Origin of the sequence: Streptomyces sp. NPDC058619 (genome assembly GCF_042717785.1) — a bacterium.
Classification (GTDB): domain Bacteria; phylum Actinomycetota; class Actinomycetes; order Streptomycetales; family Streptomycetaceae; genus Streptomyces.
In genome coordinates this window covers 76,488-99,762 of the sequence record NZ_JBHXQN010000001.1, presented here as the reverse complement: position 1 = coordinate 99,762, position 23,275 = coordinate 76,488, and the positions used below count along the sequence as shown (strand labels likewise).

At 72.3% G+C, this 23,275-nt stretch carries 24 protein-coding genes; 16 read left to right on the top strand and 8 right to left on the bottom strand.

What is annotated here, in order from left to right:
* The first annotated feature begins 7 nt into the window (after positions 1 to 7).
* The 11 genes from ACFWTC_RS00490 to ACFWTC_RS00440 all read left to right on the top strand — a co-directional run bounded on the left by ACFWTC_RS00490 (position 8) and on the right by ACFWTC_RS00440 (position 12,041).
* The gene (locus ACFWTC_RS00490; RefSeq protein ID WP_383924387.1) at positions 8 to 922 is read left to right on the top strand and encodes an N-acetylneuraminate synthase family protein; all 915 of its coding nucleotides are present in this window, start codon (positions 8 to 10) and stop codon (positions 920 to 922) included.
* A gap of 70 nt (positions 923 to 992) precedes the next feature.
* Complete coding sequence (locus tag ACFWTC_RS00485; RefSeq protein ID WP_383924384.1) at positions 993 to 2,198, top strand: hypothetical protein; 1,206 nt, start codon at positions 993 to 995, stop codon at positions 2,196 to 2,198.
* 137 nt (positions 2,199 to 2,335) lie between these two features.
* Positions 2,336 to 3,580 (top strand): amidohydrolase, encoded by a 1,245-nt coding sequence (locus tag ACFWTC_RS00480; RefSeq protein WP_384026074.1) that lies wholly within the window; start codon positions 2,336 to 2,338, stop codon positions 3,578 to 3,580.
* A gap of 229 nt (positions 3,581 to 3,809) precedes the next feature.
* On the top strand, positions 3,810 to 4,880 hold the full coding sequence (locus ACFWTC_RS00475) for a BMP family protein (protein WP_383924349.1): 1,071 nt from the start codon (positions 3,810 to 3,812) through the stop codon (positions 4,878 to 4,880).
* Positions 4,881 to 5,101: 221 nt separating this feature from the next.
* Complete coding sequence (locus ACFWTC_RS00470) at positions 5,102 to 6,805, top strand: ABC transporter ATP-binding protein (protein WP_383924380.1); 1,704 nt, start codon at positions 5,102 to 5,104, stop codon at positions 6,803 to 6,805.
* Positions 6,802 to 7,917, top strand: a complete 1,116-nt coding sequence (locus ACFWTC_RS00465) for an ABC transporter permease (RefSeq protein ID WP_383924346.1) — start codon at positions 6,802 to 6,804, stop codon at positions 7,915 to 7,917. Before ACFWTC_RS00470 ends, ACFWTC_RS00465 begins: the two co-directional genes overlap by 4 nt.
* Positions 7,914 to 9,176: an ABC transporter permease gene (locus tag ACFWTC_RS00460; protein WP_383924344.1), complete on the top strand. Its 1,263-nt coding sequence runs from the start codon at positions 7,914 to 7,916 to the stop codon at positions 9,174 to 9,176. Before ACFWTC_RS00465 ends, ACFWTC_RS00460 begins: the two co-directional genes overlap by 4 nt.
* On the top strand, positions 9,173 to 9,580 hold the full coding sequence (locus ACFWTC_RS00455) for a cytidine deaminase (RefSeq protein ID WP_383924342.1): 408 nt from the start codon (positions 9,173 to 9,175) through the stop codon (positions 9,578 to 9,580). The genes ACFWTC_RS00460 and ACFWTC_RS00455 overlap by 4 nt, the downstream gene beginning before the upstream one ends.
* Before the next feature lie 103 nt (positions 9,581 to 9,683).
* The gene (locus ACFWTC_RS00450; RefSeq protein WP_383924339.1) at positions 9,684 to 10,961 is read left to right on the top strand and encodes a thymidine phosphorylase; all 1,278 of its coding nucleotides are present in this window, start codon (positions 9,684 to 9,686) and stop codon (positions 10,959 to 10,961) included.
* Positions 10,962 to 11,059: 98 nt separating this feature from the next.
* Complete coding sequence (locus tag ACFWTC_RS00445; protein ID WP_384025986.1) at positions 11,060 to 11,650, top strand: Uma2 family endonuclease; 591 nt, start codon at positions 11,060 to 11,062, stop codon at positions 11,648 to 11,650.
* Between the two features lie 52 nt (positions 11,651 to 11,702).
* Positions 11,703 to 12,041 carry an STAS domain-containing protein gene (locus ACFWTC_RS00440; RefSeq protein ID WP_383924334.1) on the top strand — a complete coding sequence of 113 codons (339 nt, stop codon included), beginning with the start codon at positions 11,703 to 11,705 and terminating at the stop codon, positions 12,039 to 12,041.
* Here the strand turns inward: ACFWTC_RS00440 and ACFWTC_RS00435 are convergent.
* The 3 genes from ACFWTC_RS00435 to ACFWTC_RS00425 form a co-directional block, all read right to left on the bottom strand.
* Complete coding sequence (locus tag ACFWTC_RS00435) at positions 11,928 to 12,938, bottom strand: sigma-70 family RNA polymerase sigma factor (protein ID WP_383924331.1); 1,011 nt, start codon at positions 12,936 to 12,938, stop codon at positions 11,928 to 11,930. The genes ACFWTC_RS00440 and ACFWTC_RS00435 overlap by 114 nt on opposite strands.
* A 92-nt stretch (positions 12,939 to 13,030) precedes the next feature.
* Positions 13,031 to 13,738 carry a L,D-transpeptidase family protein gene (locus tag ACFWTC_RS00430; RefSeq protein WP_383924329.1) on the bottom strand — a complete coding sequence of 236 codons (708 nt, stop codon included), beginning with the start codon at positions 13,736 to 13,738 and terminating at the stop codon, positions 13,031 to 13,033.
* Positions 13,739 to 13,849: 111 nt separating this feature from the next.
* Positions 13,850 to 15,190 (bottom strand): MFS transporter, encoded by a 1,341-nt coding sequence (locus ACFWTC_RS00425; RefSeq protein WP_384025989.1) that lies wholly within the window; start codon positions 15,188 to 15,190, stop codon positions 13,850 to 13,852.
* A gap of 98 nt (positions 15,191 to 15,288) precedes the next feature.
* Here ACFWTC_RS00425 and ACFWTC_RS00420 point away from each other — a divergent pair, with 98 nt between their 5' ends.
* A complete protein-coding gene (locus ACFWTC_RS00420; protein WP_383924377.1) occupies positions 15,289 to 16,227 on the top strand; it encodes a LysR family transcriptional regulator in 939 nt (312 codons plus the stop codon).
* Here the strand turns inward: ACFWTC_RS00420 and ACFWTC_RS00415 are convergent.
* Positions 16,166 to 17,284: a LuxR C-terminal-related transcriptional regulator gene (locus ACFWTC_RS00415; RefSeq protein WP_383924322.1), complete on the bottom strand. Its 1,119-nt coding sequence runs from the start codon at positions 17,282 to 17,284 to the stop codon at positions 16,166 to 16,168. The two genes, ACFWTC_RS00420 and ACFWTC_RS00415, sit on opposite strands and share 62 nt — an antisense overlap.
* A 136-nt stretch (positions 17,285 to 17,420) precedes the next feature.
* On the opposite strand from ACFWTC_RS00415, the gene ACFWTC_RS00410 reads away from it, so the two are divergent.
* Complete coding sequence (locus tag ACFWTC_RS00410; protein ID WP_384025992.1) at positions 17,421 to 18,665, top strand: ATP-grasp domain-containing protein; 1,245 nt, start codon at positions 17,421 to 17,423, stop codon at positions 18,663 to 18,665.
* On the opposite strand, the gene ACFWTC_RS00405 is transcribed toward ACFWTC_RS00410, so the two are convergent.
* Together ACFWTC_RS00405 and ACFWTC_RS00400 are read right to left on the bottom strand one after the other, a co-directional pair.
* Complete coding sequence (locus ACFWTC_RS00405) at positions 18,641 to 19,012, bottom strand: cupin domain-containing protein (RefSeq protein ID WP_383903762.1); 372 nt, start codon at positions 19,010 to 19,012, stop codon at positions 18,641 to 18,643. The genes ACFWTC_RS00410 and ACFWTC_RS00405 overlap by 25 nt on opposite strands.
* Positions 19,013 to 19,155: 143 nt before the next feature.
* Entirely contained in the window at positions 19,156 to 19,881 is a 726-nt protein-coding gene (locus ACFWTC_RS00400) for an alpha/beta hydrolase (protein WP_384025995.1), read from the bottom strand.
* Positions 19,882 to 19,994: 113 nt separating this feature from the next.
* On the opposite strand from ACFWTC_RS00400, the gene ACFWTC_RS00395 reads away from it, so the two are divergent.
* From ACFWTC_RS00395 to ACFWTC_RS00385, 3 genes are all read left to right on the top strand, one after another.
* Positions 19,995 to 21,143 (top strand): adenosine deaminase, encoded by a 1,149-nt coding sequence (locus tag ACFWTC_RS00395; RefSeq protein ID WP_383924314.1) that lies wholly within the window; start codon positions 19,995 to 19,997, stop codon positions 21,141 to 21,143.
* A gap of 139 nt (positions 21,144 to 21,282) precedes the next feature.
* Positions 21,283 to 21,549, top strand: a complete 267-nt coding sequence (locus tag ACFWTC_RS00390) for a hypothetical protein (RefSeq protein ID WP_383924311.1) — start codon at positions 21,283 to 21,285, stop codon at positions 21,547 to 21,549.
* A 133-nt stretch (positions 21,550 to 21,682) separates the two neighbouring features.
* The gene (locus ACFWTC_RS00385; protein ID WP_383924309.1) at positions 21,683 to 22,447 is read left to right on the top strand and encodes a hypothetical protein; all 765 of its coding nucleotides are present in this window, start codon (positions 21,683 to 21,685) and stop codon (positions 22,445 to 22,447) included.
* A 13-nt stretch (positions 22,448 to 22,460) separates the two neighbouring features.
* On the opposite strand, the gene ACFWTC_RS00380 is transcribed toward ACFWTC_RS00385, so the two are convergent.
* Both ACFWTC_RS00380 and ACFWTC_RS00375 read right to left on the bottom strand, forming a co-directional pair.
* The gene (locus ACFWTC_RS00380; protein ID WP_383924306.1) at positions 22,461 to 22,661 is read right to left on the bottom strand and encodes a PspC domain-containing protein; all 201 of its coding nucleotides are present in this window, start codon (positions 22,659 to 22,661) and stop codon (positions 22,461 to 22,463) included.
* A 38-nt stretch (positions 22,662 to 22,699) separates the two neighbouring features.
* A complete protein-coding gene (locus ACFWTC_RS00375) occupies positions 22,700 to 23,272 on the bottom strand; it encodes a VanZ family protein (RefSeq protein ID WP_383924303.1) in 573 nt (190 codons plus the stop codon).
* Between the last annotated feature and the right edge of the window lie 3 nt (positions 23,273 to 23,275).

Genomic DNA, 23,275 nt, shown 5'->3' with positions numbered 1-23,275 from the left:
GCCCGCCATGACCGCCACCCCCCACGCCTCCGCCCGCCTGCGCACCTTCGGATCGCGCACCGCCGGACCCGGCCGCCCCGTCTACGTCGTCGGAGAGATCGGCATCAACCACAACGGCGACCTCGGCACCGCCTTCGCCCTCATCGACGCGGCAGCAGAAGCCGGCTGCGACGCCGTGAAGTTCCAGAAGCGCACCCCGGAGATCTGCACCCCGCGCGATCAGTGGGACATCGAGCGCGACACCCCCTGGGGCCGCATGACGTACATCGACTACCGCCACCGCGTCGAGTTCGGCGAGGACGAGTACCGCGCCATCGACACCCACTGCGCCCAGCGCGGCATCGACTGGTTCGCCTCCCCGTGGGACACCGAGGCCGTCGCCTTCCTGGAGAAGTTCGACGTCCCCGCCCACAAGGTGGCCTCCGCCTCGCTCACCGACGACGAGCTGCTGCGCGCCCTGCGCGCCACCGGCCGCACCGTCGTCCTCTCCACGGGCATGTCCACCCCGAAGCAGATCCGGCACGCGGTGGAGGTGCTCGGCAGCGACAACATCCTGCTCTGCCACGCGACCTCGACCTACCCGGCCAAGGCCGAGGAACTCAACCTGCGGGTGATCAACACCCTCCGGGAGGAGTACCCCAACGTCCCCATCGGCTACTCCGGCCACGAGACGGGCCTGCAGACCACCCTCGCCGCCGTCGCCCTCGGCGCCGCCTTCGTCGAGCGGCACATCACCCTCGACCGCGCGATGTGGGGCTCCGACCAGGCCGCCTCCGTCGAGCCGGGCGGCCTGACCCGCCTCGTCCGCGACATCCGCACCATCGAGACCGCCCTCGGCGACGGGGTCAAGCGGGTCTACGCCTCCGAGCTCGGCCCGATGAAGAAGCTCCGCCGGGTGCAGGGCACGCCGGTGGCCGTCTGACCGTCCGACCGTCCGACCCCAGGTCCGGCGCGTACGAGTTCCGCCCCCAGACGAGGAGTACGTGGTGTCCGTGGTGCCCCCTTCCGCCTCCGCCCTGGCGTTCGTAGAGAGCCCGGTCCAACTCCTGAACGTCCTGGAGTGGGCGTACGCCCGACCCGGCGGTCCCGACCCCGCCGGACCCGACCCGGCGGTCCCCGCCCCGCTGCTCGGCGGCATCCCGCGCCAGAGCCGCGACGCCGGCGCTCCCGTCCCGCCGCCCGCGTCCGAGTCCGCGTCCACACCCGAGGCCACGCCCGCCGCCGAGCCGCTGCGGATCGTCGTCCTGCCCCCCACCGACCCGATGTCCCGCGGCCAGCTGCGCCGCATGGCCGCCCTGGCACGTGACGAGGGTCACGACGTCCGCTGGCAGGAGGCGCGCGGCGGCGGGCTCGCGCCGCTGAAGGCCCTCGCGGCCCTCGTGGGCGACGTCCGGGCCGCCCGCACCGTGGTCGTGGGCGACCCGTTCTCCCGGTACGTGCAGCTGCTGCTCACCCTGGTGCGCGCCGACCGGCTCGTCGTGGTCGACGACGGAACGGCCACGATGGAGTTCGTCGCCCAGACCGCCCGCGGCGAGCGCCTCGTCCGCTGGCACCGGGTCGGCGCCGGGGGGCTGCCCGGCCGGGTCCGGGAGCTGGCGTACGCGCCGGTCTCGGCGACCGCCCGGCGCCGGTTCACGCCCGCCGGGACCCGCGCCGTGGAGCTGTTCAGCTCGATGCCGGTCACCGTCCACGGCGGTACCACCCTGCGGGTCAACGACTTCGCCTGGACCCGCGCCCGCTTCGGCCCGCCCCGTCTGACCAGGGGCACCGACCTGGTCGGGACCTCGCTCGTGGAGACCGGCGTGGTGGACCCGGCCCGCTACCTCGACGCGGTGCGCGCGCTGACCGCGGAGCACGGGGCGACCCGCTACTTCGCGCACCGCCGGGAGTCCCCCGAGAAGCTGCGCGCGCTGAGCGCGGCGACCGGGCTGGAGATCGTACGGCCGGACCTGCCGCTGGAGCTGATCGCCCGGCGCGGCCCGGTGGGGCACACCGTGGTCAGCTTCCCGTCCACGGTCGTCCACACCCTGCCGTACGCCCTGAGCGGTACCGGCGTCACCGTCGCCGTATGCGATGTCGACCCCGCCTGGCTCACCGGATCCGCGTCGCCGCGCGCCCGCGGTTTCCTCGCGGGGGTCACCGACAGCGCCCGTGATGTGCGCAGACTCCCTGCCCAGACGGCCGGGGCGGCCGGATGAGCGCGCGAGTTTACCCCCGAGCGCGCCCGGCCATGCCTCCAGAGGCCGGGTTTCTTTCCCCTAACGGCATGAACTTTTTGTGATCTCCAGCCAGTTGGCCGGTCAGTGCGCCTACCCTTCAACGGGTGAACCAGTTGATGTCCCGCGAATCCCAGACCGCCCAGCCCGCCGCGTCCGACCGGCCCGAGCTGCCCGGCAAGCTTCCGGACCACCTGCGTGCCGAACTGATCGCCTTCCGCCGGGACTTGCACATGCATCCCGAGCTCGGGCACCAGGAATTCCGTACCACGGCAGCGATCAAGGCCCGGCTGGAGCAGGCCGGCCTGCGACCACGGGTGCTGAAGTCGGGTACCGGTCTGATCTGTGACGTGGGCACCTGGGACGGCGTAGTGCCCATGCTGGCGCTGCGCGCGGACATCGACGCCCTGCCCATCCCGGACGCCAAGACGCACGTCGCGTACCGCTCGACGGTCCCGGACCGGGCACACGCCTGCGGCCACGACGTGCACACCACCGTGGTCCTCGGTGCAGGTCTGGTGCTCGCCGAGCTCGACCGCCAGGGCCTGCTGCCCCGTCCGGTGCGGCTGCTCTTCCAGCCGGCCGAGGAGGTGCTCCCCGGCGGGGCCACCGACGCCATCGAGGCCGGGGTCCTGGACGGGGTAGGCAAGATCATCGCCGTGCACTGCGACCCCCGGGTCGACTCGGGCCGCATCGGGCTGCGGGCCGGCGCCATCACCTCGGCCTGCGACCGGCTGGAGGTCAGCCTCTCCGGGCCCGGCGGGCACACCGCCCGGCCGCACCTCACCACCGACCTGGTGACGGCGGCCGCCCGGGTGGCGATCGACCTGCCCGCGGTGCTCTCCCGCCGGATGGACGCCCGCTCGGGCATGGCGGTCACCTGGGGCCGGATCGAGGCGGGCCACGCCTGCAACGTCATCCCGATGCACGCCGAGCTGTCCGGGACCGTGCGCTGCCTGGACCTGGCCGCCTGGCACGAGGCGCCCGACATGATCCACGCGGCGATCGACGAGATCGCGACGATGCACGGGGCCAAGTTCGAGATCAACCAGGTCCGCGGGGTCCCGCCGGTCGTCAACGACCCGGCGGTCACCGAACTGCTCCGTGAGGCGATGGGCGCGCGCTGCGGCGCCGAGTCGGTCGAGGACACCGAGCAGAGCCTGGGCGGGGAGGACTTCTCCTGGTACCTGGAGCACGTCCCGGGCGCCATGGCGCGGCTGGGCGTCCGCACCCCCGGCGACACCGCCAAGAGGGACCTGCACCGGGGCGACTTCGACGTCGACGAGTCCGCGATCGCGGTCGGCGTGGAGTTCTTCACGGCCGCCGCCCTGCTCGACGGCCGGCGTTCAGCCTCCCCCCAGTAGGGCCCGGGCAAACTTCCGTACAACATTCACGGTTCTTCCCGCGGAGCTGTCCAACCCTTGGTACACAAGGGTTGGACAGGTGCGCTGTCACCAACCGGTCACTGTCCGGTTCGCGACGATCCGATAACGACTCATGAACGGGCCTTTAACTGACATCTACGCGCGTTACGATCGCCGCGAAACCAGCGCCGGTCGTGGCGCTTCGGTCAGGTTTTGAAGGAGCCTCCCCTTGCGCCGGATCACCAGGATCGCCACCGTGGGCCTCGCGTCCGCTGCGCTGGCCCTCTCTGCCACCGCCTGTGGCGGAAAGAACTCGACGGACCCCTCGTCCTCGTCCTCCGCCTCGGGCGACGCGAAGACGGCCAGCGCCGCCATCGCGTACGACATCGGTGGCCGCGGCGACCAGTCGTTCAACGACGCCGCCTACGCGGGCCTCCAGAAGGCCGAGACGGACCTCAAGATCAAGGGCGCCGAGGCCGAGCCCACCGACGGTGAGGGCGAGGCCGACAAGGTCCAGCGCCTCACCGAGCTTGCCCGCAAGGGCAACAACCCGGTCATCGGCGTCGGTTTCGCCTACGCCCCGGCCATCAAGAAGGTCGCTCCGAAGTTCCCGGAGACCACCTTCGGCATCATCGACGACACCTCGGTGACCGGCCCGAACATCGCCAACCTCGTCTTCAACGAGGAGCAGGGTTCCTACCTGGCCGGCGTCGCCGCCGCCAAGGTGTCCAAGACCGGCACGGTCGGCTTCATCGGCGGTGTCGAGGTTCCGCTGATCAAGAAGTTCGAGGCCGGCTTCATCCAGGGCGTCAAGGACACCAACCCGAACGCCAAGGTGCTCTCCGCCTACCTGACGCAGCCGCCGAACTTCGACGGTTTCGCCAAGCCCGACCTCGGCAAGGCGGCCGCGCAGGGCCAGCTGAGCGCGGGCGGCGCCGACGTGGTCTACGCCGCGGCGGGCCTGGCCGGCTCCGGTGCCATCGAGGCGGCCCACGCGGCCGGCAAGTGGGCGATCGGTGTCGACTCCGACCAGTACAACCAGGCGGGTCTGTCCAAGTACAAGGACAAGATCCTGACCTCGGTCACCAAGGACGTCTCGGACTCCGTCTACAACCTGATCAAGTCGGTCAAGGACGGCAAGCCGGAGAACGGTGAGATCCGCTACGGCCTGGACAAGGACGGCGTCGGCCTCTCCGACTCCAACCCCGAGTACAAGAAGATGGCCGACGTCATCGCCGCGGTCGAGAAGGCCAAGGCCGACATCATCTCCAAGAAGATCACTGTCAAGACCGCGCCGTAAGGCCGAGTCCGACATGTAGTCGTGGTCTCCGGGGTCCGGGGAGCGGTCAGTGCCGCTCCCGGACCCCGAGCCGCGTCTTGTGAACCGTCCTCCCGTGATTCGTTGTGGCCACTCGGCCGCAAGTTTTCACTTTCGACAGTGCTACGCGCGTAGAGGCATCGTGGACGCGGTACCGTCCTGCTCCCGCCCACCCGCCCGGCCGAGTCCCGCCCTGTCTCCCCCTGCCTCCGCTCCTTCCGCGCCAAGGAGAGTGCGTCATCAACGCGTCCAGCCCGCCCCCCGCCGTGGAACTGCACGGCATCACCAAGCGCTTCCCCGGCGTCGTAGCCAACAAGGACATCGCGATCACCGTCCGCAAGGGCACGGTCCACGCCCTAGTCGGTGAGAACGGCGCCGGCAAGTCGACTCTGATGAAGATCCTCTACGGCATGCAGAAGCCGGACGAGGGCACCATCGCCATCGACGGGGAGCAGGTCTCCTTCACCAGCCCCGGCGACGCCATCGCCCGCGGCATCGGCATGGTGCACCAGCACTTCATGCTGGCCGACAACCTCACCGTCCTGGAGAACGTGGTTCTCGGCGGCGAGAAGCTGTACGGGATCGGCGCCAAGGCCCGCAAGAAGATCAGGGAGATCTCGGACGCGTACGGCCTCGGCGTGCGCCCCGACGCCCTGGTCGAGGACCTCGGTGTCGCCGACCGCCAGCGCGTGGAGATCCTCAAGGTCCTCTACCGCGGCGCCAGGATCCTCATCCTCGACGAGCCGACCGCAGTGCTCGTGCCGCAGGAGGTGGACGCCCTCTTCGACAACCTGCGCGAGCTCAAGTCCGAGGGCCTGACCGTCATCTTCATCTCGCACAAGCTGGGCGAGGTCCTGAAGGTCGCCGACGACATCACCGTCATCCGCCGCGGCACCACGGTCGGCACCGCCGACCCGCGCAACACCACGCCCAAGCAGCTCGCCGAGCTGATGGTCGGCGCGGAGCTGCCCTCGCCGGAGACCCGCGAGTCGACCGTGACGGACGTCCCGATGCTGCGGGTGGCGGGCCTGACCGTCGCCGAGGGCGGCCTCGCTCCCGTCGCCACCGAGGACACGGCGCGGACCCCGGGGTCCGCGGACTCCTTCGTGCACGAGCCGGCGGCGGGCGGCCGCCTGCTGCTGGACGACGTCAACTTCACGATCCACAAGGGCGAGATCCTCGGCATCGCGGGCGTCGAGGGCAACGGTCAGACCGAACTGATCGAGGCCCTGATGGGCATGAGCTCCGCCGACGCGGGCGTGATCACGCTGGACGGCAAGGACATCACCAAGGCGCCGGTCCGCGAGCGCCGCGAAGGCGGCATCGGGTACATCCCCGAGGACCGCCACCGCCACGGCCTGCTGCTGGAGTCCCCGCTGTGGGAGAACCGCATCCTGGGCCACGTCACCGAGGCGCCCAACTCCAAGCGCGGCATCCTCGACCTGAAGGCGGCCCGCAAGGACACCGAGCGGATCGTGCGCGAGTACGACGTCCGCACGCCCGGCATCGAGGTCACCGCGGCCTCGCTCTCCGGCGGCAACCAGCAGAAGCTGATCGTCGGCCGCGAGATGAGCCACAACCCGAAGTTCCTCATCGCCGCCCACCCCACCCGTGGTGTGGACGTCGGCGCGCAGGCGCAGATCTGGGACGCGATCCGCGAGGCCCGCCGCGAGGGCCTGGCCGTGCTCCTGATCTCCGCCGACCTGGACGAGCTGATCGGCCTGTCCGACACCCTGCGCGTGATCTACCGCGGCCGCCTGGTCGCGGACGCCGACCCCGCGACCGTCACCCCGGAGGAGCTCGGCACCGCCATGACGGGCGCCGCCTCCGGGCACCTGGAAGCCACCGACAACCACTCCGCCGGTACCGACGCTGGTGCCGATTCCCCGGAGGACGAGGCCCGATGAAGAAATTCGACAAGGACCGGCTGCTCCTCGCCTTCGCCGGGCCCGCGCTCGCGCTGGTCACCGCCTTCGTGCTGACCATGATCGTGCTGGCGGCGACGGGCGTGGACCCGATCGACCCGCTGCGGATCATGGTGGAGAACGCGGGCTACGAGGACGTCCAGGTCCTCATCGTGAACCAGGCCGGTACGTACTACCTGGCAGCCCTCGCCGTGGCCATCGGCTTCCGCATGAACCTCTTCAACATCGGCGTCGACGGCCAGTACCGCCTCGCGGCGATGGTGTCCGCGGTGGTCGGCACGGCCGTCACCCTGCCGGGCCCGCTGCACATCCTGCTGATCGTGCTCGTCGCGATGATGGTGGGCGCCTTCTGGTCCGGCATCGCCGGCGTCCTGAAGGCCAAGCGGGGCGTCAGCGAGGTCGTCTCCACGATCATGCTGAACGCGATCGCCACCAGCCTGATCGCCTACCTGATCCTCCCGAAGAACCTCGGTGTCCAGCCGGAGGGCTCCAACGACCTGAACACCGGCGAGATCGCCCAGTCGGGCTGGTTCCCGGCGGTCGACCTCGGCGACGGCCTGGAGATCTACGGCTTCACCTTCGTGGCCTTCGCCCTCGGCGTCGTCTACTGGTTCGTCCTCAACCGGACCCGCTTCGGCTTCGACCTGCGCGCCACCGGCGCCAGCGAGTCCGCGGCCCAGGCCTCCGGTGTGGACGCCAAGAAGATGATCATCACCTCGATGCTCATCTCCGGCGCCGTCGCCGGCCTCGCGGGCATGCCCGTGCTGCTCGGCGAGAGCCACACGTACAGCCTGTCCTTCCCGGTCGGCATCGGCTTCACGGGCATCACCATCGCCCTGCTCGGCCGCAACAGCCCGGTCGGCATCTTCTTCGCGGCACTGCTCATGGCCTTCATCGACAAGGCCTCGGCCTCGCTCGACACGGCCGGGTACGCCAAGGAGATCGGCACGATCATGAAGGGTCTGATCGTGATCGCGGTCGTCGTCTCCTATGAGCTCGTAGGCCGCTACGGCATCCGCCGCCAGCAGCAGAAGGTCGGCGAGGAACTCGCCGCCGGCGGCGCCATCAAGACCGACAAGGAGGTCGCGGCGTGAGCACCAGCACCGTCTCCGCGGCGAGCGCGGCCCCGAAGAAGTCGGACGGCCGCCGAAAGCTCACCCTGCCCTGGATCCTGCTGATCATCGCGGGCGGCCTCGCGCTGGTCTCGCTGGTCCGCCTGATCAGCGGGGCCAACGACCTGACCTCCGTCGGCCAGGTCTCCGGCGCGCTCCAGCTCGCCGTACCGATCGGCCTCGCCGGCCTCGGCGGCCTGTGGGCCGAGCGCGCGGGCGTCGTCAACATCGGTCTCGAAGGCATGCTGATCCTCGGCACCTGGTTCGGTGCCTGGGCCGGCTACCAGTGGGGTCCGTGGACCGGCGTCCTCGTCGGCATCCTCGGCGGCGCCCTCGGCGGCCTGCTGCACGCGATCATCACGGTCACGTTCAACGTGAACCACATCGTCTCCGGCGTGGCCATCAACATCCTGGCGCTGGGCTTCACCCAGTACCTGTCGAACTTCACGTTCTCCGAGGCGCCGGGCGGCTCCTCCAAGCAGTCCCCGCGCATCGAGGACATCCCACGGATCAACCTCGGCGGGCTCTCGGACGCGCTGGCGGACCTCCAGGGCAAGCACTGGTTCTTCATCTCGGACCTCGCGGGCGTCGTCGGCGGAGTGGTCACCAACCTCTCGCCGCTGACCCTCATCGCCCTGCTGCTGATCCCGGGCACCTGGTGGGTGCTGTGGCGGACCGCCTTCGGCCTGCGCCTGCGCTCCTGTGGCGAGAACCCGATCGCGGCGGAGTCCCTGGGCGTCAACGTCTACAAGTACAAGTACATCGCCGTGATCGTCTCGGGCGGGCTGGCCGGCTTCGGCGGTGCCTTCCTCGCGATCACCACCGGCATCTACCAGGAGGGCCAGACCGGCGGCCGCGGCTACATCGGTCTCGCCGCGATGATCTTCGGCAACTGGATGCCCGGTGGGACGGCGCTCGGTGCGGGCCTCTTCGGCTTCATCGACAGCCTGAAGCTGCGCGGCGGCGCCGAGAACGTCCACGCCATGCTGCTGCTGATCGCGATCCTGCTGGTCCTGGTCACCGCCTGGCAGCTGTACAAGAAGAAGTACGTCCAGGCCGGCGTCTCGGCACTCTTCGCCGTCCTGCTGTTCGTCTGGTACGCCCTGACCGACTCGGTGCCCAGCCAGTTCGTGGACGCGGCCCCGTACGTCACCACCCTGCTGGTCCTCGCGCTCTCCGCACAGCGGCTGCGGATGCCGAAGGCGGACGGCATGCCGTACCGCAAGGGCCAGGGCAAGTGACGAGCCCGGCAACGGCCGCGGCCGTCGACTGGGAAGCCCTGCGCGTCGCGGCCCGGGACGCCATGTCCCACGCGTACGCGCCCTACTCCGGCTTCCCGGTCGGGGTCGCCGCCCGCGTCGACGACGGCCGGGTCGTGACCGGCTGCAACGTCGAGAACGCGAGCTACGGACTCGGCCTGTGCGCCGAGTGCGGGCTGGTGTCCTCGCTCCAGGCCACCGGCGGCGGCCGGCTGACGCACTTCACGTGCGTGGACGGCAAGGGCGAGATCCTCGTCCCCTGCGGTCGCTGCCGGCAGCTGCTGTTCGAGTTCGGCGGCCCGGAACTGCTGGTGGAGACCCCGGACGGGATCCTCCCGCTGTCCGCGATGCTGCCCCAGGCCTTCGGGCCCGACCACCTGAGATAACCGTGCCGACGGCCCTCCGCCCCCTCCCGGGCGGAGGGCCGTCGTCTTCCTCCCTCCCCCTCCGTACAGCCCTCTCTCTATGCGCGTAGAAGGAAGTCACCCCATGGACGTCATCTCCGTCATCCGGACCAAGCGGGACCGCGGCGAGCTGAGCCCCGAGCAGATCGACTGGGTCATCGACGCGTACACGCGCGGTGTCGTCGCCGACGAGCAGATGTCGGCGCTGGCGATGGCCATCCTGCTGAACGGGATGAACCGCACCGAGATCGCCCGCTGGACCGCCGCGATGATCGCCTCCGGCGAGCGCATGAACTTCGACTCCCTCGCGCGGCCGACCGCCGACAAGCACTCCACCGGCGGCGTCGGCGACAAGATCACCCTCCCGCTGGCCCCGCTCGTCGCCGCCTGCGGCGCGGCCGTGCCGCAGCTGTCCGGCCGCGGCCTCGGCCACACCGGCGGCACGCTCGACAAGCTGGAGTCCATCCCGGGCTGGCGCGCGCTGCTCTCCAACGAGGAGATGCTGCACGTCCTGGACACCACCGGCGCGGTCATCTGCGCGGCGGGCGACGGCCTGGCCCCCGCCGACAAGAAGCTCTACGCCCTGCGCGACGTCACCGGCACCGTCGAGGCCATCCCGCTGATCGCCTCCTCGATCATGTCGAAGAAGATCGCCGAGGGCACGGGCTCCCTCGTCCTCGACGTGAAGGTCGGCTCCGGCGCCTTCATGAAGAACATCGAGGACGCGCGCGAGCTCGCCTCGACCATGGTCGCCCTCGGCACCGACAGCGGCGTCAAGACGATCGCCCTGCTCACCGACATGTCCACGCCGCTCGGCCTCACCGCCGGCAACGCGCTGGAGATCCGCGAGTCCGTCGAGGTCCTGGCCGGCGGCGGCCCCTCCGACGTGGTCGAGCTGACCCTGGCCCTGGCCCGCGAGATGCTGGACGCGGCGGGCATCAAGGACGCCGACCCGGAGAAGGCGCTGGCCGACGGCTCCGCGATGGACGTGTGGCGCCGGATGATCGCGGCCCAGGGCGGCGACCCGGACGCGGCCCTGCCGGTCGCCCGCGAGCAGCACATCGTCACCGCCCCGTCCTCGGGCGTCCTGACCCGCCTCGACGCGTACGGCGTCGGCGTCGGCGCCTGGCGCCTCGGCGCGGGCCGCGCGCGCAAGGAGGACCCGGTGCAGGCGGGCGCGGGCATCGAGCTGCACGCCAAGCCGGGCGACACCGTCACGGCGGGCCAGCCCCTGATGACGCTGCACACGGACACCCCCGAGAAGTTCGAGTACGCCCTCTCCGCGCTGGACGGCTCCTTCGACGTGGCCCCGGCGGGCACGTCCTTCTCCGCCACGCCGATCGTGCTGGACCGCATCGCGTAGTACCGCGCACTCCCTCGTACGGCTGAACGGGACCGGTGGACGCCCACCGGTCCCGTTCGGCATGCTGGGATCGGTGACGACCGATTGAGGAGCACATCGTGAGCGCACTCACCGTCCGGCACGAGCCCGTGGGTGGCGAGAACTGGGACGAGCTCGTCCGCCTCTGGGAAGGGACGGGCGCGCCGGAGGGCTGCAAGGTGGAGATCATCGAGGGGATCGTCACCGTGGCACCACCGCCCGTCAACCACCACAACTACATCGCCGAATTGGTGCAGGAGGTCCTGTACGCGGCGAAGCCCGCCGACTGCGGGATCTACCAAACGCTGAACGTCGCCGTCCCGTCCCGGGTCGGCCTCTACATTCCGGACCTCGCGGTCGTACCGCGCGATGTGGTGCAGAGCGAGGGCAACTCCGTTCCCGCGGATGCCGCCGAGCTCGTCGTCGAAATCACTTCGAAGTGGAACGCCTCCAACGGTCGGGTCGCCAAACTCGCCGGCTACGCGGCCGCTGGCGTCCCGCTGTACCTGCTCATCGACCCGCACATGTCCGGCAGCCCCACGGTCCACCTGTACGGCGAACCGCAGAACGGCACCTACCGCCTGCTGTCGGTGGTCAAGTTCGGCGACCCCGTGCGGCTTCCCGAGCCCTTCGGTCTCACGCTGGACACCTCCGCCTTCCCCCGTCCCTGACGGTAAACACCGGCCACCGATGAGTCCGGGGGCCCCCAGAAGTCACCCAGTCGTGACGATCACCCGACTGGTGCTGCCCGGACCCAGCCCCACCCCGCAGGACGCCGCGCGCCTGTGCGCCCGGCTCGTCCTGCTCTACGAGGCCGGGGCCGCCGCAGCCGTGTGCGACGCCCGCGCCGTCACCGCCCCCGATCTGGGCGCCGTCGAGGCCCTCGCCCGGCTGCGGCTGGCCGCGCGCGGCCGCGGGACCCTCACCGTCACCGGAGCCGGCCCCGCGCTACGGGACCTCCTGCACCTCGTCGGACTCGCCGAGCTCCTCGGGGAGGCCGAACAGCGGGAACCACCGGGCGGTGTCCAGGAAGGCGTTGAGCCCGACGATCTTCCCGTCTGAGATCTCCAGCACCTGGAGCGCCCACGGCACGTGCCCCTTCCCGGAGGGCGCCGGCCGGTACTGCCCGAAGGCCGGCATGCCGTTCGCCGTCGTCGGGACGAGCCGGGAGCCCTTGCAGCCGATGCCCTGGTTCAGGTGCCAGGCGGCGATGTCCTCGTGGCCGCGGAGCCACAGGTCGAACGGCGGCATCGACAGCACCGCGTCCTCGTGGAGCAGCGCGGTCAGGCGGGAGATGTCGTACGCCTCGAACGCCGCCAGGTAGCGCTCCAGCAGCTTCGCCTGCTCCGCGTCCAGCGGGTCCGCCGGGTCGCTCTCGCGCAGCGCGTGGCCCGCGAGCGTCGCCCGCGCCCGCTGGAGGGCGCTGTTGACCGAGGCCACCGTGGTGTCCAGGAGCGTGGCCACCTCGTCCGCCTTCCAGGCCAGCACCTCGCGCAGGATGAGCACCGCCCGCTGCTTCGCCGGCAGGTGCTGCAGCGCCGCGACGAACGCCAGCCGTACGGACTCCCGGGCCAGCGCCGTCTCGGCGGGGTCGGCGGTCTGCGGCAGCACCCGGCCGTCCGGTACCGGCTCCAGCCAGGTCACCTCCGAGCGCTCGTTCAGCACGGCGGAGGCCTGGTGCTGCGGGGCGCTCAGGTCCATCGGGCGGGCTCGCTTGTTGCCGGCCTTCAGCAGGTCCAGGCAGACGTTCGTGGCGATCCGGTACAGCCAGGAGCGCAGCGAGGAGCGGCCTTCGAACTTCTCCCGGCCGCGCCAGGCACGGATGTACGTCTCCTGCACCGCGTCCTCGGCGTCGAAGGCCGAGCCGAGCATCCGGTAGCAGTACCCGGTCAGCTCGACCCGGTACCGGTCCATCGCGGCATCCAGGTCGGATGGCGCCGTCGTCGCGAGGTCACTCATGGCCGTCGTTCCCCCAGGTAGATCCGATACCCCGGAAACTACCGGAGGGGTCCGACAACGGCAGCCGGAGCAGGTCAGGGCCCGTGTCGCCGCTACGTGCCGGGCTTGCGGCCGTAGACGTAGACGGCGTTCCCGTTGCCCAGCATGTTCCAGTAGGCCTTGGCGTCGGCGGGCCGCATGTTCACGCAGCCGCCCGAGCCGGGCGGGTTCCACATGCTCTTCGTCGTGGAGTGGAAGGCGATGCCGCCGTCGAAGAACTGCGAGTACGGCATCGCGACGTTGTAGATCGTCGACCAGTGGTTGATGCTGCGGTAGTAGATCTTCTTCAGGCCGGTCCGGGTCTCGGTGCCGTCCTTGCCGGTGCGGACCGGGACCGGGCCGTACCGCAGCGCGGCGCCGTCCTGGATCCAGCTGAGCTGCCGCGTCAGGTCGACGCAGGCGATCCGCCCCCGGTTCACCGGGCAGGCGCCCGCCCGGTTCGGGGTGCTGCCGGCGGCCCGCTGCGCCAGCATCGTGCTCATCGTCTGCCAGGTCAGCGGCCCGGCGTACCCCACCGTCGGGGTGATCCCGTGGGCCGCCTGGAAAGCCCTGATGGCGGCGCAGTCCGCCGCCGACTGCCGGCCGTCCACCGGCCGCCCCAGGAACTGCTCCACCTGCCGCTGGTACGGCCCGGTCGTGACGTTGCAGGCGGCGGCCTGAGCCGTGCCGCCCCCCGCCACCACCACCGGTACGGCCAGTACCGCCGCCACCCCGCACACCACCGCGGCCCGCCGCCTCGCGTACGCGCGCCTCGCCCCCATCAGGTCCTCCCCTGGTCGCCCTGTCGTCCTGCGGGATCAATGCCCGGAAAACGCGGGGTAGTTACCTGACGGGGGTGCGTAGATTCCGTCAGCGCGCGACTGTTGCGGCCGTCAGCGCGCGACCGCGGCCGCCGTCATCGTCCGGCGCTCGGCGCGGGCCGCGTGGGACCCGTACAGCGTGATCGACACGACGCCGAGCACGGCCAGCAGCGCGATGCCCACCGTGGCCGCCCACCCGGCGGAGTGGTAGGCGAGCGCGCCCAGCGTGCCGCCGGCGCTGGAGCCGAGGTAGTACGCCGACTGGTAGAGCGCGGAGGCCTGCGCGCGGCCCGTCTTGGCCGTACGGCTCACGGCGGCGGACGCCACCGCGTGGCCCGCGAAGAAGCCCGCCGTGATCAGCACCAGCCCGGCGAGGATCAGCGCCAGGGAGCCGGCCAGGGAGAACAGCAGCCCGAGTGCGGTGGTGGTCACCGCCAGGTACAGCGCGCCGCGCCGCCCCGCACGGGCCACGAGCCGGCCGGCGGCGGCCGAGGAGACCGTACCGACCAGGTAGACCAGGAAGATCGACCCGATCACGCCCTGGCCCAGCGAGAACGGCTCGTCGACGAGGCGGTAGCCGATCACGGTGTACACGGCGCCGAAGACGGTCATGAACAGCGCGCCGATCCCGTACAGCCGCAGCAGCAGCGGATCGCGCAGGTGCCCGGAGACCGTACGGCCCACCGCGCGCGGGTTCAGCGACGCCGGCCGGAAGAACCGGGCCCGGGGCAGCAGCACCAGGAAGGCCGCGGCGCAGACCAGCGACAGCAGGCCCACGGCCAGCAGGCCCACCCGCCAGCCGCCCAGCTGCGCCCCCCAGCCCGTGACGAGGCGGCCGCTCATGCCGCCGATGGAGTTGCCCGCGACGAACAGGCCGATCGCGCCGACGAGGGCCCCCGGCTTCACTTCCTCCGCGAGGTACGCCATCGCGGAGGCCGGGATCCCGGCGATCGCCGCGCCCTGGACGGTGCGCAGTACGACGAGCCACTCCAGGTTCGGCGCGAACGGCACCAGCAGGCCCACGGCCACGGCCACCACCATCGACCAGGTCATCATCCGGGTGCGCCCGAACCGCTCGGACAGCGCGCTCAGCGGCAGGACGAACAGCGCGAGCGCGCCGGTGGCCGCGGACACCGTCCAGCTGGCCTGACCCGCCGTCACGCCGAAGCCCCCGGAGATGGCGGGCAGCAGCGCCTGGGTGGAGTAGAGGAGGGCGAAGGTGGCGAGGCCGGCGGCGAAGAGCGCGAGGCTCATGCGGCGGTAGCCGGGGCGGCCGGGCTCGCGGCCCTCGGGGGCGGCGGCGGGCGGCGCGGACTTCGGCGCGACGGCGGGCGCGGACTTCGGTGCGGGTTCGGCGAACGACGAGGTGGAGGCACCCGGGATGACGGGTGCCCCGGTATGAGCGGGAGGCATACGTCGAAGGTAGGCCCGTGTTTTTCATGCGTCCAATGCACGGATTCGCGATAATCGTTCCACTCACGCATCAGCACAGCTCAGGACGGCGCATGTCGATGAACCGTTACGAAGAAGACATGGCGGTGACACGCCTGTTGGCCCCGCGCCTCGCGTATTTCGCGGCCGTGGCCCGGCACGAGCACGTCACCCGCGCCGCGCACGAGCTCGGCGTCCCCCAGTCGACCCTGTCGCGGGCCATGGTCAGGCTCGAACAGGACCTCGGCGTCACGCTGTTCGCCCGCAAGGGCCGTACGGTCGCCCTCACCACCGCGGGCCACACCTTCCTCGCCTCCGCCGAGCGGGCCCTCGACGGGATCGCCCGCGCCGCCGAATCCGTCCAGCAGGACGCCGACCCCACCGCCGGCAAGGTGGCCTTCGGCTTCCTGCACACCCTGGGCTCCGAGACCGTGCCCGGCCTGATCCGCGCCTTCCGCGCCGACCACCCCCGCATCCGCTTCTCCCTCGTCCAGAACTACGGCGAGGCCATGCTGGAGCGGCTGCGCGCCGGCGAGCTCGACCTCTGCCTGACCTCGCCCCTCCCCGAAGCCCCCGACCTCGTCGCCCGCCGCCTGGACGAGCAGCGGCTGCGCCTGGTCGTCCCCGACGACCACCGCCTCGCCGGGCGCAAGCGCATCCGCCTCGCCGAGGCCGCCGAGGAAACCTTCGTCACCCTGGAGCCCGGCTACGGCCTGCGCCGCATCACCGACGACCTGTGCGCCGAGGCCGGCTTCACGCCCCGGGTCGCCTTCGAGGGCGAGGAGGCCGAGACCCTGCGCGGCCTGGTCGCCGCCGGACTCGGCGTGGCCCTGCTGCCGCCCCCGGCCGTGGCCCGCCCGGGGGTCGTCGAGCTGACGGTCACCGCCCCGCGCGCGGTCCGCGAGATCGGCGTCGCCTGGCTCGACGGCCACCCCGACACCCCGCCGGTGGCCGAGTTCAAACGCTTCCTGCTGTCCCGCCGCGGCCGGCTGATCCCGGAGCTGGAGCCGCCCGCCTAGGCGGGTCCGGCGCCCGCTCCGGACCCGCCTCCTGCTCCTGCTCCGGATCCGGCATGGGCACCGGGTGCGCGGACAGCAGGAACCCCGCCTGGAAGCGGGACTTGGCCCCCACCGCCCGCATGATCTCCGCGATGTGCCGCTGGCACGTCCGCTCGGACACGCCGAGCCGCCGCGCGATCACCTTGTCCTCCAGCCCCTCCGACAGCAGCCGTACGATCGTCTGCCGCAGCTCGTCGGAGATCGACCGGGCCGCCTCCGGGCTCACCGTCACCGGGAACGGCTGGGCACCCAGCCAGGAGCGCTCGAACGCCGCCGTCATGAAGTGCACGACGCTCGGCTCCCGCACCACCAGCGCCGCCCCGCTGCGGTCCGGCACGGCCATCAGGCCCGTGTGCGCGTCGAAGACCAGCATCCGCATCAGCCCGTCGCCGAGCGTCCGCACCTGCGCGCCCAGCGCCGTCACCCGCTCCACGTACGCCGCCGTGGGCCGCGAGTAGCGCGCCGTGTGCTGGTAGACGGTCCGCATCCGGACCCCGCGCGCCAGCAGCGACTCGTCCCGCCCGATCGACTCCTCCAGCGTCTCCAGCGGCCGCCCGCCGCCCGGCTGGGAGGTCAGCAGCTCCCGCTCGCAGGAGGCGACCAGCTCCGCGATCAGACCCCGTACGGCGCCCAGGTCGGTGACCAGCTCCAGGCGCCCCGAACCGCCGCCCGGGTCCCGGTGCGCGGCCCCCGCCTCGTACGCCGGGACCAGGGTCTCCAGCCGCCCCCGCAGCCGGTCCATCTCGTCGTGGGTCTCCCGTACGAGCAGGGCCAGCGGGGCCAGCGCCCGGGCGGCCGCCGCCCGGGGCGCGACCGCGCTCCATCGGTCGGGCGCGCCGCCGGGTGCCCGCTGGAGCAGGTGCGCGGCGGCCAGCTCGGTGATCGCGGCGGCCGCGCGCACACCGAGGGCCTCGGTGGCCTCGGCGGCGCCGAAGGCGTGCCGCTCGACGGCGTACGCGTAGAGGCGCCGGGCCGCTGGGCTCAGCTCCTCGGGCTCTCCGGGTGGGTCGGCTGGCATATGCGTATTCGTCCCGGGCTGTGTCCGTTTGTAAACCCCTCGTGTTCCCGCAAGGCGGCAAGACGACGCGTGCCCGGCCGCCATCGGCATATGCCGAAGCGGCACAGTGGTCACACGGCGTGAGGGGGAGCGCGGTATGCGGCAGCGGACACCCATCGAGGGGCGGGAGCCCGTTGCCGTCCTGCTGAGCCCCCGACCCGCCGTGGTGGCGGCCGCCCGCCGTGCGGGCGCGCGCACCGTGGTGGTCGCGCCGGTTCCACCGGTGCCGTCCGACCGTGAGGGGGCGGAGCGGCGGGTACGGGCGGACTGGCGCGACCACCGCCGCCTCGTCGGCGCCGTCGGCCGCATGGAGGAGGTCCTCGAAGGCCGCGCCGCCGTCTTCGGCTTCGACGCGGCCTCGGCCCTGGCGGCCGCGCGGGCCAACGAGGAGCTGGGCCTGCCCGGCACCCCCACCGGCGCCGTCACCGCCCTCACGGACAAGGCCGCCCTGCGGGCCCGCTCCAACGCGCTGCCCCCCGCCCGGCCCGTCTCCTTCGCCCGCTGCGGCCGCGCCGCGACCCTCCCCTTCGTCGCCACCCTCATCGGCTACCCCTGCGTGGTGAAACCGCGGGCCGGCAGCGACGGCGAGGGAGTCCGCCTCGTCCGCGACGAGGCCGAGGCGTCGGCCGCCGCCCTCGCCTACCCGGAGGTCACCGACCTCCTCGTCGAGGAGTACCTGGACGGCCCCGAGCTCGCCGTCGAAGCCCTGTCCCGGGACGGCCGCCACCGCGTCCTCGGCTGGGCCCGCCGCCGGACGGGCCCGGGCCTGACCGCCACCGGCCACGAACTGCCCGTGCCCCTGGACCCCGGCACCGCCGAGGCCGTACGGGCCCTGGTACGCGGCGTCCTCCACCTCACCGGCCACCGCGACGGCCCCTCCCACACCGAGGTCCTCCTCACCCGGCACGGCCCCCGCCTGATCGAGGCCCACGCCCGCCCCGGCGGCGAGGAGTTCGCCCGGCTGCTCCGGCTCGCCCACGGCACCGACGTCCTCGGCCTCGCGCTCGCCTCCGGGCTGCGCCTGCCGGACCCGCCGCGCAGCCCCCGCGCCGCCTGCGCGGGACTGCGGTATGTGGACTTCCCGCCCGGCCGGCGCCTGGACGGGGTGCGCCCGGGGATCGCCGCGGCCCGCGCCGTGCCGGGGGTGGTGCGGGTCCAGCTGGAGATACCGCCGGGCGCCACCGTCCGCCGCGCCCCGACGGGGGCCCTGCACCACGCGTACGTCCTGGCGACCGCCGCGACCCCGGGCTCCCTGGCACGCACCCTGGACCGTGCCACGGGCCTGCTGGGCCAGGCCCCGCCCGCCCGCCGGATTCCTCAGCCGGAGGGCGGCCTGGCGTAGTCGCCGTACCCGGTCCAGTCCAGGAGGACGCAGGGCTCGTCGCCCAGGACCCAGGCGTCGTGCCCGGAAGCCACCTGGATGAAGTCGCCCGGACCTGCCTCGACGGCGTCCCCGGAGTCCATGACGATCCTGATGCGGCCGCTGACCACGTATCCCGTGTGCGCGGACTCGCAGCTCTCGGTGCCGGCCAGCGGCTTGATGTGCTCCGACCACTTCCAGCCCGGCTCGAACACCCCGCGGCCGACCTGTCCGCCGTCCGTCTCCAGCAGGTCCAGCCGGCCCTTGCCGGCCAGGAAGGGCCGCGTCTCGTCGGCCGCGTCGAAGTTCCTGCACACCAGATCGGCCATGATCATCGCCTCCGGGGGAGAAGTCCCCGAGTCCTTGATCCCACTGTACGCCCGGCAGCCCGGCAGCCCGGCAGCCCGGCCCGCTCCGGGCCTCCGGCGGGGTGCGCACCGGGGCGGCCGGCCGGGCGGGCCGGGCCGGTGCGTCACCGCCGCGGCGGCCTGCCGAAGCCGGAGGCGAGAGGCATCCGCAGGCCCAGCGGCGGGGGCGCCGCCAGGGCGTCCGTGACCGGGCGCGAGTACCGGCCCGAGAACACCGACCCGAGGGCGAAGTCCACGGCCAGCGCGACGACTTCCGCCTGGTGCTCGCGCAGCCCGTGCCCGTCCGAGTGCACCTCGAACCGGCACGTCGCCCGGTTCGCCTTCTTCGCCCGCGCCGCCAGCAGGAACGAGGCCTCAGGGTCGCTGCGCGCGTCGTCCGTGCCGTGCACGATCAGCACCCGCCGCCCCGCCAGGTGCTTCACCGGCTCGGGCGGCTGCGCGGCGGCGCCCGCGTCCGGGAGGCAGGGGGCCATCGCCAGCACGGAGTTGACGGCCTCGTGCCCCGCCGCCCGCAGCGCGGCCAGGCCGCCCGCGCCGTAGCCGGCCAGGCACACCGGCACGTCGCCGTAGCGCCGCACCACCTCGTCCACCGCCCACCGAGCCTGCTCCTCGCGGGGGGCGTCCCCGCCGTGCTGGACGGCGTGCGCGGCCAGCCCCTCCGTTCCGCCCGCCCGGGCCAGCGCCCGGGCGAGCGGGCGCAGGGGGCCGGGGGAGAATCGGGACGCTCCGGGAAGCAGGAGCACCACACCGCTGACCGTCGTGACCGAACCGTTCGCGCCGGCCGCCCGCCCCAAGCGGGCCCCGCGCGCCGGCGGCGCATGCTGTGCCATGGCGGAACAGTCTCAGACCCCGAGGTGTACGCCATCCGTCCGCGCGGTCTCTGTTACATATCGACCCCCGTCGCCGGGGCACGCTCTACGCGCGTAGGAGCTAGAGTGCCCAGATGACGAGCGAGACCCTCAACCTGCCGACCCCGGATCAGATCCGCCGCTCCCCGAAGGTGCTCCTGCACGATCACCTCGACGGTGGACTGCGCCCCGGGACCATCATCGAGCTGGCCCGCGAGGCCGGCTACGAGAACCTCCCCGAGACCGACGCCGACAAGCTCGGCATCTGGTTCCGGGAAGCCGCCGACTCCGGCTCCCTCCCGCGCTACCTCGAGACGTTCGCGCACACCTGCGCGGTCATGCAGACGAAGGAGGCCCTCTTCCGGGTCGCCGCCGAGTGCGCCGAGGACCTGGCCGAGGACGGCGTCGTGTACGCCGAGATCCGGTACGCGCCCGAGCAGCACCTGGAAGCCGGCCTGACCCTCGAAGAGGTCGTCGAGGCCGTGAACGACGGCTTCCGCGAGGGCGAGCGCCGCGCCAAGGCCAACGGCCACCGCATCCGCGTCGGCGCCCTGCTGACCGCCATGCGCCACGCGGCCCGCGCCCTGGAGATCGCCGAGCTGGCGAACCGCTACCGCGACAACGGCGTGGTCGGATTCGACATCGCCGGCGCCGAGGCCGGGTTCCCCCCCACCCGCCACCTCGACGCCTTCGAGTACCTCAAGCGCGAGAACAACCACTTCACCATCCATGCGGGCGAGGCCTTCGGCCTGCCGTCGATCTGGCAGGCCCTGCAGTGGTGCGGCGCCGACCGCCTCGGCCACGGCGTGAAGATCATCGACGACATCGAGGTCGCCGCCGACGGCACGGTGAAGCTCGGCCGCCTGGCCTCGTACGTACGGGACAAGCGCATCCCCCTGGAGATGTGCCCGACCTCGAACCTGCAGACGGCCGCGGCCGCCTCCTACGCCGAGCACCCGATCGGCCTGCTGCGCAAGCTGCACTTCCGGCTGACCGTCAACACCGACAACCGGCTGATGAGCGGCACCAGCATGAGCCGCGAGTTCGAGCACCTGGTCGACACCTTCGGCTACTCGCTGGACGACATGCAGTGGTTCACCGTCAATGCGATGAAGTCCGCGTTCATTCCTTTCGATGAACGACTGGCCATGATCAACGAGGTCATCAAGCCCGGATACGCGGAGCTGAAGTCGGAGTGGCTGTTCCAGCAGACCGCTTCCACCAGGGGTTCCGTCTCGGCATAGGCCACGGCATGACGTACTGAAAGCGCCCGGGAGGAGCAATTCCCGGGCGCTTTCTCGTATTTACGTATGTTTGCGGGCGGGGGTTTGAAGTGACTAGTTTGCGGAGCCGCTCAATTCCCCGTCGCAAGGACGATCTTTCATGAAGAAGTCAGCTGCCAAGACCCTCGGTGTCGCCGCTCTCGGCGCCGCCTTCGCCGTCGTCGCCGCCGGTACCGCCTCGGCCGCCGTCCCCGCCGTCGGCCTCACCGACGCACTGACCAGCGCCACCGGCGCCCTCCAGGGAGCCACCAGCCAGCAGAGCGTCGGAGGCCAGCAGGGCGAGTCCTCCGACCCCGCCGCGCCGATCACCGGCCTCCTCGGCGGCCTGGCCCCGGCCACCGGCGCCCTGAACGGCCTCGGCGGCTGACGCTGCCGCGACCCGAACGCGCGCACGGTGGGCGCACGCCTCTTTGACGAGGTGTGTGCCCCGCCGTGCCGTGTGTCACGATCACCACCAACTGCCCGCCGAAGCAATCGGTATGAGGTGTTTGGTCATGCGAATGAAGGCACGAGCGACCCTGGTCGCGCTGGTCCCCGCCCTGCTCGTCGCAGCGGTCGGATGCAGCAGTACGGACACTCCCGCCAAGGGCGAGGCCCCGGACCCCAAGGGCTCCTCCCGCCCCGCCTCCGGCGCGCCCGGCGCCCCGGCTCCGTCCGCGTCCGCCCCCGCCGGAACCGGCGCGCCGAAGACCGGCGGCACGAAGGCGGAGCGGGCCGCGCTGGAACAGGGCGACCTGCCCGGCTACCAGATCTCCGCCCAGGGCAAGAACCCGAACGCCCCCGACGGCCAACCGCAGGCCGACCGCAAGGCCTGCCAGCCGCTGGCGGACGTCATGGGCGACAAGCCGGACCCGGCCGCCCGCGAGACGGTCAACCGCGGCGTCGGCTCCCAGAAGCAGATCGGCCTCGCCGTCTCCGCCTCCGTCAGCTCGTACACGCAGGCCGACGCCAAGGCCCTGATCAGCCGTCTCAAGGCCGCCGTCGCCGCCTGCGCCACGGGCTTCTCCGCCACCGTCGAGAAGCAGACCGGCAGCTACCGCGACGTGCGGGCCGCCGCGTACGCGACGTCCGGCGACGAGAGCGTCAGCTGGACCACGACCGCGGCCGCCCAGGGCGTCTCGGCCCAGGTCCACCTGGTCGTCGTGCGCGAGGGCGACACCGTCGTACGGCTGATGGCCCTCAACGTGGCGGCCGCGCAGCAGAAGGCGCTGGTGCCGCAGGAAGTGGCGGACAAGCAGCTGGAGAAGGTCCGGCGCGCCGGCTGATCCGCGGCGAGGTCTACCAGGCGGTGGAGGCGGCCTTGTCGTTCGGCAGCAGCAGCCACAGCGCCAGGTAGACCAGGAACTGCGGGCCGGGCAGCAGGCACGAGACGACGAAGATGACGCGCATCGTGTTCGCGGACGTTCCGAAACGGCGCGCCAGTGCGGCGCAGACGCCGCCGATCCATCGTCCGTCACGGGGGCGGGCCAGGGCGCTCATGGTTTCTCCTTCGTTGGGATCGCTCGTCTTGCGATGCCTCAATACTCCCGCTGGACCGCCGAGACGACCTCGGTCCAGGGGCCGACCCCGACCCTGGTAATTCTCGGGGTCGCCCCCTGACAAGCGGCTCGCGCACGCCGCATCCGGGCCCGCATTGCCGGTACGACGGCCGCGTGGGCGAGGAGTACGCCCACCGTGTTCAGCAGCACCGCGTCCACGTCGACGACCCGTCCCGGGACGGCGGTCTGGAGCAGCTCGATGCACACCGAGACCAGCGCGCCCGCGGCGGCGGTCCGGGTCAGCGAGGACCACGCGGACAGCCGCGAGGGCGCGAGCCGCCCGCTGACCAGTGGCAGCAGCACCCCCAGCGGGGCCAGCAGGGCCAGACCCTCCCCGATCCGCCGGGCGGCCTCCAGCGGCCCCTGCGCCAGGTCCGCCCTGATCCCCTCCAGCGGGGCCAGATTGGCGGCCGCCGCCCAGGGCACGTCCAGCGGCCGCAGGGTGAGCCAGCCGACGACCAGGAGATGAGCGGCGAGCAGGGCGCCGGACGCGAGCCGGAGCCGGAGATGGATGGCGGTGGCGGCGTTTCCGCCGTCCTCATGACGCTGCACACC

Excerpts from the sequence above, each read along its gene's own strand:
- ACFWTC_RS00410 (WP_384025992.1), top strand. The coding sequence starts at position 17,421 with ATGCGGCAGCGGACACCCATCGAGGGGCGGGAGCCCGTTGCCGTCCTG.
- ACFWTC_RS00400 (WP_384025995.1), bottom strand. The coding sequence starts at position 19,881 with ATGGCACAGCATGCGCCGCCGGCGCGCGGGGCCCGCTTGGGGCGGGCG.
- ACFWTC_RS00380 (WP_383924306.1), bottom strand. The coding sequence starts at position 22,661 with ATGAGCGCCCTGGCCCGCCCCCGTGACGGACGATGGATCGGCGGCGTC.
- ACFWTC_RS00405 (WP_383903762.1), bottom strand. The coding sequence starts at position 19,012 with ATGGCCGATCTGGTGTGCAGGAACTTCGACGCGGCCGACGAGACGCGG.
- ACFWTC_RS00420 (WP_383924377.1), top strand. The coding sequence starts at position 15,289 with ATGAACCGTTACGAAGAAGACATGGCGGTGACACGCCTGTTGGCCCCG.
- ACFWTC_RS00480 (WP_384026074.1), top strand. The coding sequence starts at position 2,336 with ATGTCCCGCGAATCCCAGACCGCCCAGCCCGCCGCGTCCGACCGGCCC.
- ACFWTC_RS00450 (WP_383924339.1), top strand. The coding sequence starts at position 9,684 with ATGGACGTCATCTCCGTCATCCGGACCAAGCGGGACCGCGGCGAGCTG.
- ACFWTC_RS00435 (WP_383924331.1), bottom strand. The coding sequence starts at position 12,938 with ATGAGTGACCTCGCGACGACGGCGCCATCCGACCTGGATGCCGCGATG.
- ACFWTC_RS00465 (WP_383924346.1), top strand. The coding sequence starts at position 6,802 with ATGAAGAAATTCGACAAGGACCGGCTGCTCCTCGCCTTCGCCGGGCCC.
- ACFWTC_RS00385 (WP_383924309.1), top strand. The coding sequence starts at position 21,683 with ATGAAGGCACGAGCGACCCTGGTCGCGCTGGTCCCCGCCCTGCTCGTC.
- ACFWTC_RS00425 (WP_384025989.1), bottom strand. The coding sequence starts at position 15,190 with ATGCCTCCCGCTCATACCGGGGCACCCGTCATCCCGGGTGCCTCCACC.
- ACFWTC_RS00430 (WP_383924329.1), bottom strand. The coding sequence starts at position 13,738 with ATGGGGGCGAGGCGCGCGTACGCGAGGCGGCGGGCCGCGGTGGTGTGC.
- ACFWTC_RS00490 (WP_383924387.1), top strand. The coding sequence starts at position 8 with ATGACCGCCACCCCCCACGCCTCCGCCCGCCTGCGCACCTTCGGATCG.
- ACFWTC_RS00390 (WP_383924311.1), top strand. The coding sequence starts at position 21,283 with ATGAAGAAGTCAGCTGCCAAGACCCTCGGTGTCGCCGCTCTCGGCGCC.
- ACFWTC_RS00415 (WP_383924322.1), bottom strand. The coding sequence starts at position 17,284 with ATGCCAGCCGACCCACCCGGAGAGCCCGAGGAGCTGAGCCCAGCGGCC.
- ACFWTC_RS00395 (WP_383924314.1), top strand. The coding sequence starts at position 19,995 with ATGACGAGCGAGACCCTCAACCTGCCGACCCCGGATCAGATCCGCCGC.